Annotated in this window: 15 protein-coding genes; 2 read left to right on the top strand and 13 right to left on the bottom strand. The window is 71.1% G+C overall.

Translation table 11 applies throughout. From position 1 onward, the window contains the following. Window positions 1-37 precede the first annotated feature (37 nt). The gene (locus HCA58_RS19490; RefSeq protein WP_205809147.1) at window positions 38-319 is read right to left on the bottom strand and encodes a phosphoribosyl-ATP diphosphatase; all 282 of its coding nucleotides are present in this window, start codon (window positions 317-319) and stop codon (window positions 38-40) included. 120 nt (window positions 320-439) lie between these two features. On the opposite strand from HCA58_RS19490, the gene HCA58_RS19485 reads away from it, so the two are divergent. Then, complete coding sequence (locus HCA58_RS19485; protein WP_169599264.1) at window positions 440-1,300, top strand: transporter substrate-binding domain-containing protein; 861 nt, start codon at window positions 440-442, stop codon at window positions 1,298-1,300. A gap of 176 nt (window positions 1,301-1,476) precedes the next feature. Here the strand turns inward: HCA58_RS19485 and ribH are convergent, their stop codons facing one another. The 6 genes from ribH to rpe all read right to left on the bottom strand — a co-directional run bounded on the left by ribH (window position 1,477) and on the right by rpe (window position 6,970). Then, window positions 1,477-1,977, bottom strand: coding sequence for a 6,7-dimethyl-8-ribityllumazine synthase (gene ribH, locus HCA58_RS19480; RefSeq protein ID WP_169599263.1), 501 nt, complete (start codon window positions 1,975-1,977; stop codon window positions 1,477-1,479). 5 nt (window positions 1,978-1,982) lie between these two features. Then, on the bottom strand, window positions 1,983-3,245 hold the full coding sequence (locus HCA58_RS19475; RefSeq protein WP_169599262.1) for a bifunctional 3,4-dihydroxy-2-butanone-4-phosphate synthase/GTP cyclohydrolase II: 1,263 nt from the start codon (window positions 3,243-3,245) through the stop codon (window positions 1,983-1,985). After that, window positions 3,242-3,862 (bottom strand): riboflavin synthase, encoded by a 621-nt coding sequence (locus HCA58_RS19470; protein ID WP_169599261.1) that lies wholly within the window; start codon window positions 3,860-3,862, stop codon window positions 3,242-3,244. Before HCA58_RS19470 ends, HCA58_RS19475 begins: the two co-directional genes overlap by 4 nt. A 2-nt stretch (window positions 3,863-3,864) precedes the next feature. Then, window positions 3,865-4,926, bottom strand: a complete 1,062-nt coding sequence (gene ribD / locus HCA58_RS19465; RefSeq protein WP_169599260.1) for a bifunctional diaminohydroxyphosphoribosylaminopyrimidine deaminase/5-amino-6-(5-phosphoribosylamino)uracil reductase RibD — start codon at window positions 4,924-4,926, stop codon at window positions 3,865-3,867. 381 nt (window positions 4,927-5,307) lie between these two features. Further along, window positions 5,308-6,324: a response regulator gene (locus HCA58_RS19460; protein ID WP_346776047.1), complete on the bottom strand. Its 1,017-nt coding sequence runs from the start codon at window positions 6,322-6,324 to the stop codon at window positions 5,308-5,310. Further along, window positions 6,290-6,970, bottom strand: coding sequence for a ribulose-phosphate 3-epimerase (rpe, locus tag HCA58_RS19455; protein WP_169599259.1), 681 nt, complete (start codon window positions 6,968-6,970; stop codon window positions 6,290-6,292). The genes HCA58_RS19460 and rpe overlap by 35 nt, the downstream gene beginning before the upstream one ends. A gap of 243 nt (window positions 6,971-7,213) precedes the next feature. Between rpe and HCA58_RS19450 the strand changes: the two genes are divergently transcribed. Next, window positions 7,214-8,104: a septum formation family protein gene (locus HCA58_RS19450; protein ID WP_240956494.1), complete on the top strand. Its 891-nt coding sequence runs from the start codon at window positions 7,214-7,216 to the stop codon at window positions 8,102-8,104. Window positions 8,105-8,145: 41 nt separating this feature from the next. On the opposite strand, the gene HCA58_RS19445 is transcribed toward HCA58_RS19450, so the two are convergent. The 6 genes from HCA58_RS19445 to metK all read right to left on the bottom strand — a co-directional run bounded on the left by HCA58_RS19445 (window position 8,146) and on the right by metK (window position 15,527). Next, window positions 8,146-9,501 carry a transcription antitermination factor NusB gene (locus tag HCA58_RS19445; RefSeq protein ID WP_169599294.1) on the bottom strand — a complete coding sequence of 452 codons (1,356 nt, stop codon included), beginning with the start codon at window positions 9,499-9,501 and terminating at the stop codon, window positions 8,146-8,148. 44 nt (window positions 9,502-9,545) lie between these two features. Further along, complete coding sequence (fmt, locus tag HCA58_RS19440) at window positions 9,546-10,472, bottom strand: methionyl-tRNA formyltransferase (RefSeq protein WP_169599258.1); 927 nt, start codon at window positions 10,470-10,472, stop codon at window positions 9,546-9,548. A 4-nt stretch (window positions 10,473-10,476) separates the two neighbouring features. Beyond that, complete coding sequence (def, locus tag HCA58_RS19435; RefSeq protein ID WP_169599257.1) at window positions 10,477-11,037, bottom strand: peptide deformylase; 561 nt, start codon at window positions 11,035-11,037, stop codon at window positions 10,477-10,479. Between the two features lie 82 nt (window positions 11,038-11,119). Next, window positions 11,120-12,100: an AAA family ATPase gene (locus tag HCA58_RS19430; RefSeq protein WP_169599256.1), complete on the bottom strand. Its 981-nt coding sequence runs from the start codon at window positions 12,098-12,100 to the stop codon at window positions 11,120-11,122. A gap of 269 nt (window positions 12,101-12,369) precedes the next feature. Further along, window positions 12,370-14,274, bottom strand: coding sequence for a primosomal protein N' (locus HCA58_RS19425; RefSeq protein WP_169599255.1), 1,905 nt, complete (start codon window positions 14,272-14,274; stop codon window positions 12,370-12,372). 59 nt (window positions 14,275-14,333) lie between these two features. Then, on the bottom strand, window positions 14,334-15,527 hold the full coding sequence (gene metK / locus HCA58_RS19420) for a methionine adenosyltransferase (protein WP_169599254.1): 1,194 nt from the start codon (window positions 15,525-15,527) through the stop codon (window positions 14,334-14,336). Window positions 15,528-15,607 lie beyond the last annotated feature (80 nt).

Genomic DNA, 15,607 nt, shown 5'->3' with positions numbered 1-15,607 from the left:
GCTCCTTCGATCGGTTCCGGCTCGACGGCGGGCGCACTCACAGATGTCGGTAGACATCCTTCAGGTCCAGACCGCTGGCGAGCATCAACACCTGGACCTGGTAGAGCAACTGGGAGATCTCTTCGGCGGTGCGCTCGGGTCCCTCGTGCTCGGCGGCCATCCACGACTCGGCCGCCTCCTCGACGACCTTCTTGCCGATGAAGTGCACGCCCTTGTCCAGGGCGGCGACCGTGCCCGAGCCGGGGGTGCCGGCCGCAGCTTTGGCCTGCAACTCCGCGAACAACTCCTCGAACGTCTTCACGGGGACTGATTCTCGCAGCCGCCCCCGGGCGACCCGAGCACCGGGTCGGTGGTATCCGGCGGGCCGGACCGGCGAGTCCCACCGGCACCGCAGGACAACTCTTCGATCCTCACCGATGTTGGTCGTACCCTGTCCGCCATGGTCAGTACTCCACGTACCCTCGCCGTCACCTGTGCGGTGGCCGTCCTGCTGACGGCCGGCGCCTGCACGTCCCAGCCGCAGGCCGCGCCCATGCCGACCGTGTCGATGCCCTGCGCCAAGGACAGCCTGCTCACCCGTGCCGCGGGCAAGCTGACCATCGCCACCGGCGAATCGGTCGACGATCCGTGGTTCGTCGACGACACGCCGGACAACGGCCAGGGCTTCGAGTCCGCGGTGGCCTACGCGGTGGCGGAGCAGCTCGGTTTCGGCCACGACGACGTCAGCTGGATCCGGGTGGGGTCCGACACCGCCATGGCGCCCGGAACGAAGCCCTTCGACGTCGGCATCGACCAGATCGCGATCAGTGAAGAACGCAAGCAGGCGGTCGACTTGTCCGCGCCGTACCTCCTGGTGCGGCAGGCGGTGGTCACGCTGAAGTCCTCCGGCCTCGCCGGCAGGAGTGATCTGGTCGAGCTACGTGACACCGTGCTCGGCGCCCAGGCCGACTCGACCAGTCACCAGGCAATCACCGACCTGGTGCGGCCGACGTCCGCACCACGGGTCTACGACGACAACGATGAAGCCGAGAAGGCCCTGCGGGACGGGCGGATCGACGGTCTGGTGGTGGACCTGCCCACCGCGTTCTCCCTCGCCGGTGCGGGCACCGACGATGTGGTGATCGTCGGACAGTTGCCCCAGGTGGGCAGCCCGGAGGCGTTCGGACTGCTGCTGGAGAAGGAATCGCCGCTCACCGGCTGCGTCAGCGCGGCAGTCGGACGGCTCGCCGCCGAAGGCGTACTCCGGCAGTTGGAGGAGCAGTGGCTCGCCGGTGACACCGGAGCACGCGAACTCACCTGAGCCCCGCCGGACTCGTCGATACGCCCCGCCCGCTGGCGGTCCCATCGCGAAGGCGACACCCTGCTCGATCAGTGGTGGGACCATCACCCCGATCTTCCGTACGGCGGTTGAGCAGGCCGTGCAGGAGCAGTTCGACCCGTCCGAGAACGAGTGCTGAACTGCCGACACCGGCACCGTCAGGTGGTGAATCCGACGGGATGGTTGCCGGCGGTGCCGGTCCCGCGGATGGCGAGGGCGGCGTCGAGAGCGGCCACCGTCGACGACCAGCCCTTGTCCTCGGCGGAGCCGGGCAGGCCGGCACGGTCACGGGCCTGCTCGATGGTGTCCACGGTGAGCACGCCGTGAGCCACCGGCTTGCCCTCGTCCAGCGCGACCCGGGTCAGCCCGTCGGTGACCGACCGGCAGACGTAGTCGAAGTGGGCGGTGGCACCGCGTACCACCACACCGAGGGCGACCACCACGTCGCAGCGCCGCGCCAGGGCCTGCGCCACCACCGGCAGTTCCACCGAGCCGGCCACCCGGGCGACCACCGCCCGCGCACCGCACTCCCGGGCGGCGGCCACCGCCCGGGCGAGCATGTGGTCGGTCAGGTCACCGTGCCAACGCGCGGCCACCACCCCCACGGTCATCCCGGCCGCGTCCACCGGAGCCGAACCCGGCTCCCCGAAACCCGCCATGTCGCCTACGCTCCGATCTCGGTGCCGGGCACCGGACGCCCCATCGGCGCCTCGGCGGTCTCGTCGAGGTGGTCGAGCAGGTGCCCCATCCGGTCCCGTTTGGTCCGCAGGTACCGCACGTTCTCCGGATGTGGGCGCACCGGCAGCCCCTCCCGGCCGGTGACGGTCAGGCCGTAGCCCTCCAGCCCCGCCCGCTTGGCCGGGTTGTTCGTCAGCAGCCGCATCGTGCGTACGCCGAGGTCGTAGAGGATCTGCGCGCCGGTGCCGTAGTCGCGCGCGTCCGCCGGCAGACCGAGGTCGAGGTTCGCGTCCACCGTGTCGCGACCCTGGTCCTGCAACTGGTACGCCTGGAGCTTGTGCAGCAGCCCGATGCCGCGCCCCTCGTGGCCGCGGACGTAGAGGACCACGCCCCGCCCCTCCCGGGCCACCCGCTTCAGTCCGGCGTCGAGCTGCGGCCCGCAGTCACAGCGCACCGACGAGAAGACGTCACCGGTCAGGCACTCCGAGTGCACCCGTACCAGCACATCCTGACCGTCGCCGATGTCACCCATCACCAGCGCCACGTGTTCGGCCGAGTCGTACTCACTGCGGTAGCCCACCGCCCGGAACACCCCGTGCTCGGTGGGCATCCGCGCATCAGCGACCAGCTCGACCTGCTTCTCGGTGCGCCGCCGGTACGCGATCAGACCCGCGATGGTGACCAGGGCCAGTGAGTGCTGGGCGCAGAACTTCTCCAGGTCCGGCAGGCGCATCATGGTGCCGTCGTCGTTGACCATCTCGCAGAGCACACCGGCCGGACGTAGACCCGCCATCCGGGCCAGGTCCACTGCCGCCTCGGTGTGCCCGGAGCGGCGCAGCACGCCACCCGGGCGGGCCCGCAACGGCACCACGTGACCGGGTCGGGCCAGGTCGCTCGGGCGGGTGGCCGGGTCGGCGAGCAGCCGGATGGTGTGTGCCCGGTCCGCCGCGGAGATCCCGGTGTCCACCCCCTCCACCGCGTCGACGGTCACCGTGTAGGCGGTCTGCCGTCGGTCCTGGTTGGTGTGGTACATCGGCGGCAGGTCGAGCCGGTCACACTCGCTCTCGGTAAGCGGTACGCAGATGAAGCCCGAGGTGTACCGCACCGTGAAGGCCAGCAGTTCCGGTGTGGCCAACTCGGCGGCGAAGATCAGGTCGCCTTCGTTCTCCCGGTCGGCGTCGTCGACCACCACGACCGGCCGGCCGGCGGCGACCTCCGCCACGGCGTGTTCGATGTCGGCGAAGGTCATGCCGTCGCCTCCGCCTGCTCGACCGGGCGGCCACCGACCAGCCGCTCGACGTACTTGGCCAGCACATCCACCTCCAGGTTGACCGGGTCACCCACGCTGCGAATGCTGAGTGTGGTAGCCGACAGGGTCGTCGGGATCAGGCCGACGGCGAACCAGTCGTCGCCGACCTGCGCCACCGTCAGCGAGACTCCGTCGACGGTGATCGAGCCCTTCTCCACCACGTACCGGGACAGCGCCGTGGGCAGTCGGAAACGGACCGTCTCCCACCGCGCCGCCGGCTCGCGGGAGAGCACCTCACCCACACCGTCGACGTGCCCCTGCACCAGGTGCCCGCCGAGGCGGCTGCCCAGCGTGGCAGCGCGCTCCAGGTTGACGCGGTGGCCGGTGCGCAGTGCACCCAGCGCCGACCGGTGCAGCGTCTCACCCATCACGTCGGCAGTGAACGTTCCGTCGTCGATGCCGACGACGGTCAGGCAGACCCCGTTCACCGCGATCGAGTCGCCGGGTCGCGCGTCGGCGGTGACGAGTGGGCCACGAACCGCTACCAGGGTGGAATCCTGGGCCGTCGGAGTCACCCCGACGACCTCACCCAGTTCCTCGACGATGCCGGTGAACATGTCTAGCCCTCCCTTTTCCGGGGCAACGCGGTGATCCGCAGGTCAGGGCCGACCTGCGTAACGTCGATGATTTCCAGGTCGATGGCCTCGGTGATGGTGCTCACGCCCGCGTCGACGAGCGCGGCGGGCCCGGCGCCGAGCAGCCGGGGCGCGAGATAGCCGACGACCCGGTCGACCAGGCCGGCGGCGAGGAAGGCCCCGGCGAGCCGGGGACCACCCTCCAGCAGCACGGCCCGGACCCCACGGGTGTGCAGGGCGGCGAGCAGCGCCGGCAGGTCGACACCGCCGTCCGGGCCGGCACCCACCTCGGCGGCGGTGGCGACCCAGGTACGGGCGGCGCCGTCGCGCACCCGGGCGTCGACCGGGGTACGTCCTGCCGAGTCGACCACCACGCGCAGCGGCTGCCGGATGGCCAGACTGCCGTCGCGCAGATTCCGCACGGTGAGTCGGGGATCGTCGCAGAGCACCGTGCCGACGCCGACGACCACGGCGTCGACGGTGGCACGCAGCGCGTGCACGTCCATCCGTGCCGCCTCGGACGTGATCCACATACTGGTGCCGTCGGCCGCCGCGGACCTGCCGTCGAGCGTCGCCGCGTACTTCCAGATCACGTACGGCCAGCCCCGGCGCATGGCGGTCAACCAGGCCACGTTGCCGTTCTCCGCCTCGACGCCGCGTACCCCCAGGTCGACCCGGATACCGGCGTCGCGCAACGTGGCGGCGCCGCCGGTGGCGACCGGATTAGGGTCCGGGACCGCGATGACCACCCGGGCCACCCCGGCCTGGACCAGTGCGGTACTGCAGGGGCTGGTGCGGCCGACGTGGTCACAGGGCTCCAGAGTGACCACCGCCGTGCCGCCCTTGGCGCGTTGGCCTGCCTGGGCCAGCGCGACGATCTCGGCGTGCGGTCCCCCGGCGTACGCGTGGAAGCCCTCGCCGACCACCTCACCGTCGGCGTCGAGCAGCACGCAGCCGACGACCGGGTTGGGACTGGTGGTGCCGAGCCCACGCGCCGCGAGTTCGATCGCCCGACGCATCGCCTCGTCCACGGAGACGCTCGCCATCGCCTGCCGTTGCCCTCTCGCTCGTACGCGCGGGCCGGGAGTGCGGCCGGGTGGCCACGGGCAGGCAGCGGAACCCGGGTACGGCACAGCCGTCCCGGCTGGGGCGTGTGCGCGCCGGAGCCCGGCGAGCCACACGGCTCCCTTCCGTCCCGCGCGCTGTCTCCCATCCGGACTGTCTGGGTGCGGACGAACCACACCCAACCGTCGGCCCCGGATTCTCACCAGGTCCACCGGGCGGACGAACCGCTCCCGGGTCGCGGGCTTACCACGGTCGGACCGTGGATCACCGCCGGTTCGGAATCACACCGAGTCCCGCCAGCGCGTGGTGGGTACTGAGCAAAGTTTTACACGTCCGGTGGGACACCGGGCCACCCGGGCGAGCTACTTCACATGACGGTGACCGGGATCGGCCACACCGCGACGTCGATCCACCGCCACGTACGAGCCGGGTTGACTCTTCGCCACGGTCTTCATTTCGGAGGCGACCGTCATCGCCTCCAGGGGGTCGGTGATGCGCTTGTCGGAGTCGGAGACCGCAACCCCGATGGAGAGGGTGACAAGCGCCGCCCGGCGGATGTTGCCGCGCCGGTCCTTCAGCTCCACGTAGCCGCGTTCCCGGTCGGTGGGGTCGTAGAGGGCGTCGGCGGCCTTCTCGTAGTCCGCCGAGACCCGCAGGGTCAGCCGTCGCACCTGATCGGGCGTGCACACGAAGACGAAGTCGTCGCCACCGACGTGGCCGAGGAAGGCCGGGGGCAGGGCGACCTCGACCACGGCCCGGTGCAGGCTGCGAGCCAGCGCGGAGATGAAGTCGTCGCCTCGGACGAACCCGTACCTGTCGTTGACACTTTTAAATCGGTCGATGTCGATGTAGCCGACGGCGTAGTCCACCCCACCGCGGACCCGGTCGGCGATCTCCCGACGGATCCGGCTGTTACCCGGCAGGCCAGTGAGCGGGGAGACCTCCCGAAACTCCTTGTTCCGCCGCAGGGTGGAGCTGACCCGAGCAACCAATTCGGCATTGTCGAATGGCTTGACCAGGTAGTCGTCGGCGCCGGCGTTGAGCCCGTTGACCTTGTCCTGGGTCATTCCCTTGGCCGTCAGCATGATCACCGGCAGGGCCGTGGTCATCGGGTCGGCACGCAGTCTCCGGGTCAGCTCCAACCCGTCCACCCGGGGCATCATCAGGTCGACCACGGCCAGGTCAGGGCGGTGGGTCTCGATCAGCTCCAACGCCTCCTGGCCGTCGGCGGCGAGAATCACGTCGAAGCCCTGCAGCCGCAGGTTGAACTCGACGAATCGGGCGATGTCCTCGTCATCGTCGACGACAAGGATCACGTCCTTACGATCGTCGGGAACCTCCACGTCACGCCCCGGCCGCCGCGCCCCCGGCCAGCTCACGCAGCCGGCGTACCGCCTCGGCCGGGTCGTCGGCGCCGTAGACGGCGGTGCCGGCCACGAAGGCGTCGGCGCCCGCAGCGGCCGCCTGTTCGATGGTGTCGGCGGCGATCCCGCCGTCGACCTCGATGCGCAGCTCCAGGTGACCGGCGTCGACGTGGCGACGCGCGGCGCGGACCTTGTCCAGTAGCTGCGGGAGGAACCGCTGCCCACCGAACCCGGCCTTGATGGTCATGACCAGCAACGTGTCGAAGTTCGGCAGCAGGTCGAGGTACGGCTCGATCGGGGTGTCGCGGTCGATCGCCAGACCCGCCTTGGCGCCGGCCGCCCGCAGATCCCGGGCCAGCGCCCCCGGATCGTCGCAGGCCTCGGCGTGGAAGGTGACGTTGTACGCCCCCGCGTCGGCGTAACCGGGCGCCCAGCGGTGCGGGTCAGTGATCATGAGATGCACGTCGAAGGGCAGTGTGGTCGCCGCCCGCAGGCTCTGCACGACGGGCAACCCGATGGTCAGGTTCGGTACGAAATGGTTGTCCATGACATCGACGTGTAACCAGTCTGCGGCATCCTCGACGGCACGTACTTCCTCGGCGAGACGGGAGAAATCGGCGGCGAGGATGCTGGGCGCGACGATCAGCGGCGGTACGGTCACCGGGCCAGTGTACGAACGCGGCCGGCCGCCACGACAACATGCCAGTGACCGGGACACCTCGTGACCCGGAGGTGACCAATGGTGCAGAATGACCCTTCTCGAAACGGCCGAACGGAACGAAGCTCAGCTTCGACTGGCCAGACGACCGATTCGCGACAACACTCCATCGGGAACGGCGACGATAACGTGCGGGCCGGCGGATACGGGAGCCGGCAGCCGGGCGGCAGCTCCCGGAAAGGGCGGATGATGCGACGGTGGCTCGCGGCACTGGCGCTGGCCAGTGTGACGGCGACGGTGCTCGGCGGCTGCGTGCGGCCGGGCGGAACCGACGGCGACATCACCAACGGCTGGCAGACCCTGCAGGCACCGACCATGTTCGTGCCGGGCATCGACGCCTGCCTGCCCCGGATCACCCCGGTCGTGCAGGCAAGCACCTACGACACCGTCGACTGCGCGCGTAACCATCTCGCCGAGACGGTGCACGTCGGCACGTTCACCGGCGCCACCGCGGCGGGCGAACGACCCGAAGCCGGGTCTGCGGCGCTGCGAACCGCCCGGGCAGAATGCGACCAGCGGGTGCGTCTGGTCCTCGGTGGCGACTGGCACACGGCCCGGTTGACGCTCAACGTCTCCCTGCCGTCGATGGCGGCCTGGAACGGCGGTGCCCGCTGGTTCCGCTGCGACCTGAGCGAAACCGACAGCATCGACAACACCCGGCCGGTCAACCGCACCGGCAGCCTGCGCGGCGCACTCATCGGCGACGCACCGCTCGTACACCGCTGCTTCGATCCGAAACTCATCGGCGACAGCCTGAACTACATGGCGCCGGTGCTGTGCAGCGAACCGCACGGCGCGGAGTTCGTCGGCGTCTACATCGAGCAGGACATGAGCTGGGAGGAGTTCGTCGGCTCCGCCGGCCAGGCGCACCGGCGCTGCATGGAACTGATCGCCGCCTTCGCCGACGTCCCGAACAACGCCGACCTTCCCTACCGCGCCGGTTCCATCTTCTACCCGCCGTCACAGCGGGAGTGGGAGGAGGGCGACCGGGGGGTGCGGTGCATCCTGTGGAGCGACGACCGCAAACTCACCGGTTCGATGCGCGGCGCCGGCCCACAGGGACTGCCGGTCATCTGAGAAGTGGCCGAGGGTCACCCCGGCGAGCAGGACGGCGCGCGTCAGGTGCGGCGCAGCAGGGCGAGGAACATGGCGTCGGTACCGTGCCGGTGCGGCCACAACTGCACCGTCGGTCCGTCGCCCAAGCCCGGCATCCCGGCCGGCAGCACGGTACGCGCATCGACGAAGTCCACCGGCACACCGCTTCGGCGAGCCGCCTCGGTCACCGTCACATGCGTCTCCACCGTGTGCGGGGAGCAGGTGACGTAGGCCACCACCCCGCCTGGTCGGACCGCCCGCAACCCGGCGGCGAGCAGTTCGCGCTGCAACCGGGTCAACGTCGACAGGTCGGACGGTTGACGCCGCCAACGGGACTCGGGACGACGACGCAGCGAACCGAGCCCGGTACACGGCGCGTCGACAAGCACCCGGTCGAAGTGTTCCTCCGGCAGCTTCGGCTCGGTGCCCACCAGCCGGCCGTCGGTGTTCAGCACCGTCACCGGCAGACCCCGGGTGGCTCCCACGACCAGCCGGGCCCGATGCTCGGCCACCTCCACGGCGGTCAGCCGCGCGTCCCGCACCGCCGCCAACGCCCCGAGCAGTCCCGACTTGCCGCCGGGCCCTGCGCACAGGTCCAGCCAACGGCCGTCCGGCCCGTCCACCGGGGCCATCGTGAGCGCGTCCGCCACCAGTTGGGAACCCTCGTCCTGGACGTGGGCCCGACCGTCCACCACCGCCGCCAGCTCACCAGGTGCGCCGCCGGCCAGGTACACCGCGTACGGCGAGAAGGCACCGGGCGCGCCACCCACCTCGTCGGCGAGGTCGACCGGGTCGACCAAACCGGGCCGGGCACACAGGTGCACGGGCGGACGCTCATTGTCCTCGATCAGCAGACGGGTGGTCTCACCCAGGTCACCACCGAGCGCCTCGTTGAACGCCCGCACGATCCACTGCGGATGGCTGTAGGCCACCGCGAGGTGGCCGAGCGGGTCGCTCTCGACCGGCGGCGCCAGTCGGGTCACCCACTCGTCGACGCAGGAGGTGGCGACCTCGCGCAGCACCGCGTTGGCGAAACCGGTGGCCCCCTGGCCGACGACCCGGACCAGGTCGACGGTGGAAGAAACCGCCGCGTGCGCCGGCACCCGGGTGTGCAGCAGTTGGTACGCGCCGATCCGCAGCGCGTCGCGGACCGGCGGGTCGATCCGCTGCACGTCCCGCCCAGCCGCAGCGGTCAAGATCGCGTCGAGGGTGCCGAGGTGGCGCAGGGTGCCGTAGGTCAGTTCGGTGGCGAAGGCGGCATCCCGACCGAACAGTCCCGCGTCGGTCAGGATCGCCGGCAGCACCAGGTTGGCGTAGGCGTCGTCGCGGTGCACCGCAGCGACCGCCTCGTACGCCGCGTACCGTGGCCGGTCGACCATCGGCCGCCCCCGACGCTCCCCGCTCCGGCGGGCGGCGATCTCCCTCACGCGAACTCCTCCCCGGCACCGACACGCACACCACGCGCCCAGTCGGTTGCCGGCATCGCCCGCTTACCCGCCGCCCGTACCTCGCCGAGGCGGACCGGCACGGTGGCGGTGCCGACAACCACCCGGCTCTTGGTCACCACCAGCTCGCCGGGCTTGATGGTCGGGGCGTCGGGTGCCGGGGTGACCGGTCCGAGCTTCACCCGCTCACCTCTGAACGTCGTCCACGGTCCGGGGGCGGGGGTGCAGGCACGGATACGGCGATCCACCGCGAAAGCCGGGTCCGCCCAGCGCACCCGGGCATCCTCGACGGTCAGCTTCGGCGCGAGGCTCACCCCGTCGGCCGGCTGCGGTTGCGCCCTGGCGGTGCCGTCCTCCACCGCGTCCAGCACCGCCACCAGCAGCGCGGCACCGCTGTGCGCCAACCGCTCCAACAGGTCACCGGAGGTGTCTGCGGGCCGGATCTCGTCGGTGAGCGTGCCGTAGACCGGCCCGGTGTCCAGCCCCTCCTCCAGTTGGAAGACGCTGGCCCCGGTCAACTCGTCACCGTGTAGGACGGCGTGCTGCACGGGTGCGGCACCTCGCCATGCCGGCAGCAAGGAGAAGTGCAGGTTCACCCAGCCGTGCCGGGGAATCCCCAAGGCGACCGGCGGCACCAACGCCCCGTAGGCGACCACCGGCACGCAGTCCGCAGCCAACTCGCGCAGCCGGTCCAGGAACTCCGGCTCACGCGGACGCGCCGGGGTCAGCACCTCGATGCCGCGCTCGTCGGCCCACGCCCCGACCGGGGAACGGACCAGGCCACGGCCTCGGCCGGCGGGCGCATCCGGGCGGGTGACCACGGCGACCAGGTCGTGCCGCGAGGCGGCCACGGCGGCCAGGGCGGGTACGGCGACAGCCGGCGTACCGGCGAAGATCACACGCACCGGGTCACCGCCCCAGACCGAAGGGGCTGCCGGCGGCGTGGGGACTCAGCTTGACGGTGGGCGGGGCAGCGGCGTCGTACCACTCTGCCTGGCGAATCGCCTTCATCGCCTCCTTGCGGCCGGCCGCGTCCAGCCGGTCGAGGAAGAGCACCCCGTCGAGGTGGTCGGTCTCGTGCTGTACGCAGCGGGCCATCAGCCCGGTGCCGACGATCTGCATCGGGTCGCCGTGGCCGTTGAAGCCCTTGGCGATCACGTTCTGCCGACGCTTGGTGTCGAAGTAGAGCCCGGGAATGGACAGGCACCCCTCCGGGCCGTCCTGTTCCTCCTCGTCGGGAAACTCCAGGACCGGATTCACCAGGTGACCGAGCACGTCGTCGACGTCGAAGGTGAACACCCGCAGGCCCACGCCCAGTTGCGGCGCCGCGAGACCGGCACCGCCCTGCTCCCGCATGGTGTCGGTCAGATCCTCGATGAGCTTGCGCAGCTCGACGTCGAAGTCGGCCACCGGATCTGCCGGCGTACGCAACACCGGATCCCCGAACAGACGAATGGGCTGGACGGTCACGCGGGTCGGCTCCTTCACGGCGGACGGCAGTGCGTACCAGTCTACGGACTGCCGGTGGCCGTGCCGGCCGGCGGCGGGCGGGTCAGCCGGCGGGGCTCTCGCCAGCCAGCACCGCGTCGCCAGCGAGCAGGGCGTGCTCGGGAAGCGGCAGGTGGATGTCGTGGGCCGCCTCCCAGTCGTGGATGAGGCTGGGGCGGGCCTGCGCGGCGAAGTAGTCGATCGCGCTCACCCCGCCGACGACCGGCTCCTCGACCTCGGCGACCAGTCGTCCCGGCACCAGCCGGGAGCCGTTGCGCAGCGCGGCGCTGAGTCGGCGGTGCCCGTTGACCACGAAGAAGTACTCGCCGGTGTATCCGATCTCGAGCGGCTCCAGGCTGGTCTCGCTGGCGGCGGCGACCTCACCGGTGGACGTCGAGTCCCACCGGCCACGCAATCCGGCGACGTCCTCGGTCGGGTAGACCCGCCCCGGGTCGAGCAGCAGCAGCGGTGGTGCGTCGCGCAACAGATCGGGCGCGAGCCGCCCCTCGTACGCGTCGACGATGCGCTCGATCACCTCGTCGGCGGATGCCCGGGTGGTGTCACAGATCAGGTCGTAGTTGCGCAACCTGGCCTTGTCCACGCCGTACCGCACCAGGAACCGGCCGCGCTCGCTCTCACTGCGCTCGCGGAGCCTGACTTTCGCCTCGTCCAGAGAGGTGTAGCTCTCCGCCGGCCCCGAGGGACGCAGCAGGACACGGCGGGCGGCCTCACCCGGCTCGGTGATCATGTGCACCTTGAGCGCGTCGGTGAAGAAGTGCCAGGCCAGCCGGGAGTCCATGACCAGACTCTCACCGGAGGCGGCGATGTCGCGCTGGAGCTGGTCGACGTAGCCGTCGACAGCCTGGTCCAACTCGGCGTGCAGATTCAACTGGAGCGCGGTCATCTGCCGGTCCTGGGCCATCTGCCGGTAGAGGTCGCCGACGCTGACCCGGCGCAGGCCGAGCCGCTTGGCGATCTCGACGGAAACGGTGCTCTTGCCGCTGCCCAGGTCACCGTTGAAGACGATCGACTGACGAACGGTCACGACTTGTCCACCCCTGATCACCGGCCGGTTGAGATCATCGTTTTCCGCGCCGGGCCGACGCGCTTCCGCCGTCGTCGCGCTGCCCTAGGACACCCTATAGCTCGACCTGGAGTGGCCGTACGCACCGGCATGACCGGCGATGCTACCACCTGAGGTGGGTCTGGCTCCGGTACACGACTCTCGGCGGACAAAGCGCCACACCGAGTCATGATCGGATGACATTTGGTATCGATCTGGGCGGCGATCGATACCCACCGTCACGATCTCGGTCAGAACAGCGCGAGCGGGTCGACCTGGAGGCGTACCGGCTCAGTCGCCTTGCGGGCGCTGCGCACCCCGGCCGCCGCGTGCAGCGCACCGGCCAAGGCGACGGCCCGGGCCCTCGACACCCGCACCAACATCCGCTCCCGTTCGCCGTCGGCCGGGACCGGACCGAGCAGCTCGGCCCCGTCGGGCAGGCATGCCTGCGCCAACAGGTCGGCGACCGCGGCAGGCAGGCCCGTCACGCTTGCCATCCGCACAGCCGGTGGGAAGCCCAGCTCCCGCCGCTCGGCCAGCTCCCGGGCCGCGAACCAGCCGGCGTCCCACCGCAGCAGCGCCTGCACCGGTGCGAGCGCGCCGTCGGCGACCACCACCACCCGGCCACCGTCGGACGCCCGCCTGGCCAGCGCCGCCGCCGCTGTCCAGCGGCGCAACGCCTCCTCCCCCGCCCGCAGGTCGGCGCGGGTGAGCAGGGCCCAGGTGTCCAACAGCAGCACCGCTCCGTAGCCGCCGTCGGCCACCGGCTCGGCGCCAGGAGTCGCGATCACCAGGCCGGCACCGCCGGGAACGTCGACCAACACCTCCTCCCGGCCGGAGGTGCGAACCGGCACCCCCGGGAAGGCCCGGCCCAGTTCCTCGGCGGTACGCCGGGCACCGGTGACCGAGGCGCGCAGCCGACGCCCACCACAGTGCGGGCAGGCGTAGGCCGCCGCGATCCGAGCGCACCAACGGCAGGCGGGCGAACCGCCGGCCGACGGCAACGCGAGTGGGCCGGCACAGTGCGGACAGCGGGCCGGGGTACGGCATTGGGCACAGGCCACCGACGGGAGATAGCCCCGTCGGGGCACCTGAACCAGGACCGGCGCGTCCGTGCGCAATGCCTCCCGGGCAGCAGTCCAGGCCAGGCTGGGTAGCCGGGCGGTCGCCGCACCGGGATCACGGGCCAGCTGCGGATCGTCGCCGGTCGGCACGATCGCCGGGGTACGCTCCCGCAGCACCGCCCGGTCGGCGATCACCTCGCGGGCCCACCCGGTCTCGACGAGCAACTGCGCCTCGGCGGTACGGGCGTAACCACCGACGAGCGCGCCCACCTCAGCCAGCTGGGCCCGGGTGAGTAGTACCTCGCGGGCATGAGGGTAAGGGGCCCGCGGCTCGGCGTGCAGATCGTCACCGTCGTCCCAGATGGCTACGAGTCCCAGTCGGTCGACCGGCGCGAACATGGCCGCCCGGGTACCGATCACCACGGAGACATCGCCACGGCGGGCAGCCAGGAACGCGCGGTAACGCCGCGCCGGGCCGAGAGCCGCCGACAGGCAGACGTGTCGCCCCGCACCCAGCCGTGCGCTCAGTGCGGCGTCGAGCCGGTCCAGGTCCCGCCCGTCGGCCACCACCACGAGTGCCCCCCGGCCGGCGGTCACCGTGGCGGCCACGGCAGTGGCGTAACGGGCCGCCCAGTCCTCCCCCGGCAGCGCCGACCACACGGCCCGGGGAGCGCGCCCGTCGGCGAGGGCCCGAAGCAGCGCCGGCCCGGCCGGATAGTCGCGCCACCCTTCCGGCTCCGGCATCGGCTGGTCGACCGTCCGGAGCCCAGCGGTGATCTCCTTCTCCACCCGGGCGTGCCGGGGTGGAACCGCCAACCGCAGGACGTCGGCCATACTGCCGGCGTACCGGTCGGCGACGACCCGGGCCAGTTGGGCCACCTCCGGTGCGAGCACCGGCACCGGGGAGACGACCTTGTCCAGGTAGGCGAGCCGGGGGTGGTCGGAACGTCCGGTCCGCTCCAGCAGCCAGCCGTCGACGAGTTGCCCGGCGAAGCGCACCTTCACCCGGACGCCCGGCACGGCGTCGGCGGAGAACGCCTGCGGCACCAGGTAGTCGAAGGGACGATCCAGGTGAGCCAGGGGTACATCCACGCAGACACGGGCGACCGGCGACCCGTCAGCGGGTCGCCGGTCGTCGCGCCTGGTGGTTGTCAGGCTCCCGCGGCCGACTTGAGGTCGGCGGCCCGGTCGGTGGACTCCCAGGTCAGCTCGGGCAGTTCACGGCCGAAGTGGCCGTACGCGGCGGTCTGCGCGTAGATCGGCCGCAGCAGGTGCAGGTCCCGGATGATGGCCGCCGGACGCAGGTCGAAGATCTCCGTGACGGCCTTCTCGATCGAGGCCACCGGCACCGTCTCCGTGCCGAACGTCTCGACGAACAGGCTCACCGGATGGGCCTTGCCGATCGCGTACGCCACCTGCACCTCGCACCGCTCCGCGAGACCAGCGGCCACCACGTTCTTGGCCACCCACCGCATGGCGTACGCCGCCGACCGGTCGACCTTCGACGGGTCCTTGCCGGAGAACGCCCCGCCACCGTGCCGGGCGTAGCCGCCGTAGGTGTCCACGATGATCTTCCGCCCGGTCAGGCCGGCGTCGCCCATCGGACCACCGATCTCGAACCGGCCGGTGGGGTTGACCAGCAGCCGGTAGCCGTCGGTGTCCAGGCCCAGGCTCTCCAGCTCGGGGGCGATGACGTGGTCACGTACGTCCGGGGTGAGCAGCGACTCCAGCGAGATGTCCGCCGCGTGCTGGCTGGACACCACGACCGTGTCCAGCCGCACCGGGCGCAGGCCGTCGTACTCGATGGTGACCTGGGTCTTGCCGTCCGGGCGCAGGTAGGGAACCGTGCCATCCTTGCGTACGGCGGCGAGTCGACGGGCCAACCGGTGTGCGAGCGCGATCGGCAACGGCATCAGCTCGGGCGTTTCCGAACAGGCGAACCCGAACATCATGCCCTGATCGCCGGCGCCCTGCGCGTCCAACGCGCTCTCCGACGTCCCGGTACGCAGCTCGAAGGCGTTGTCGACACCCTGCGCGATGTCCGGCGACTGGGAGCCGATCGAGACACTGACCCCACAGGACGCCCCGTCGAACCCCTTCTTCGACGAGTCGTACCCGATCCCGAGGATCGTCTCGCGCACGATCGTCGGGATGTCGGCGTACGCCTTGGTCGTCACCTCACCGGCGACGTGTACCTGACCCGTGGTGATCAGGGTTTCCACCGCCACACGACTGTGTGGATCCTGCGTCAACAGGGCATCGAGGATGCCGTCACTGATCTGGTCGGCGATCTTGTCCGGGTGGCCTTCCGTGACCGATTCGGACGTGAAGAGGCGGCGTGTCACGGTACTCCTAAGTCTTGGACGTCGTTGCGCGGCAGTGTAGTCACCAACCGTCGACGACGGCGTTCACGGTCGGTGGACCT

This window comes from Micromonospora sp. HNM0581, assembly GCF_012726175.1.
Lineage (GTDB): Bacteria > Actinomycetota > Actinomycetes > Mycobacteriales > Micromonosporaceae > Micromonospora.
Note: the sequence above shows the minus strand (reverse complement) of the source record. Positions and strands in the feature narration are given on the sequence as shown.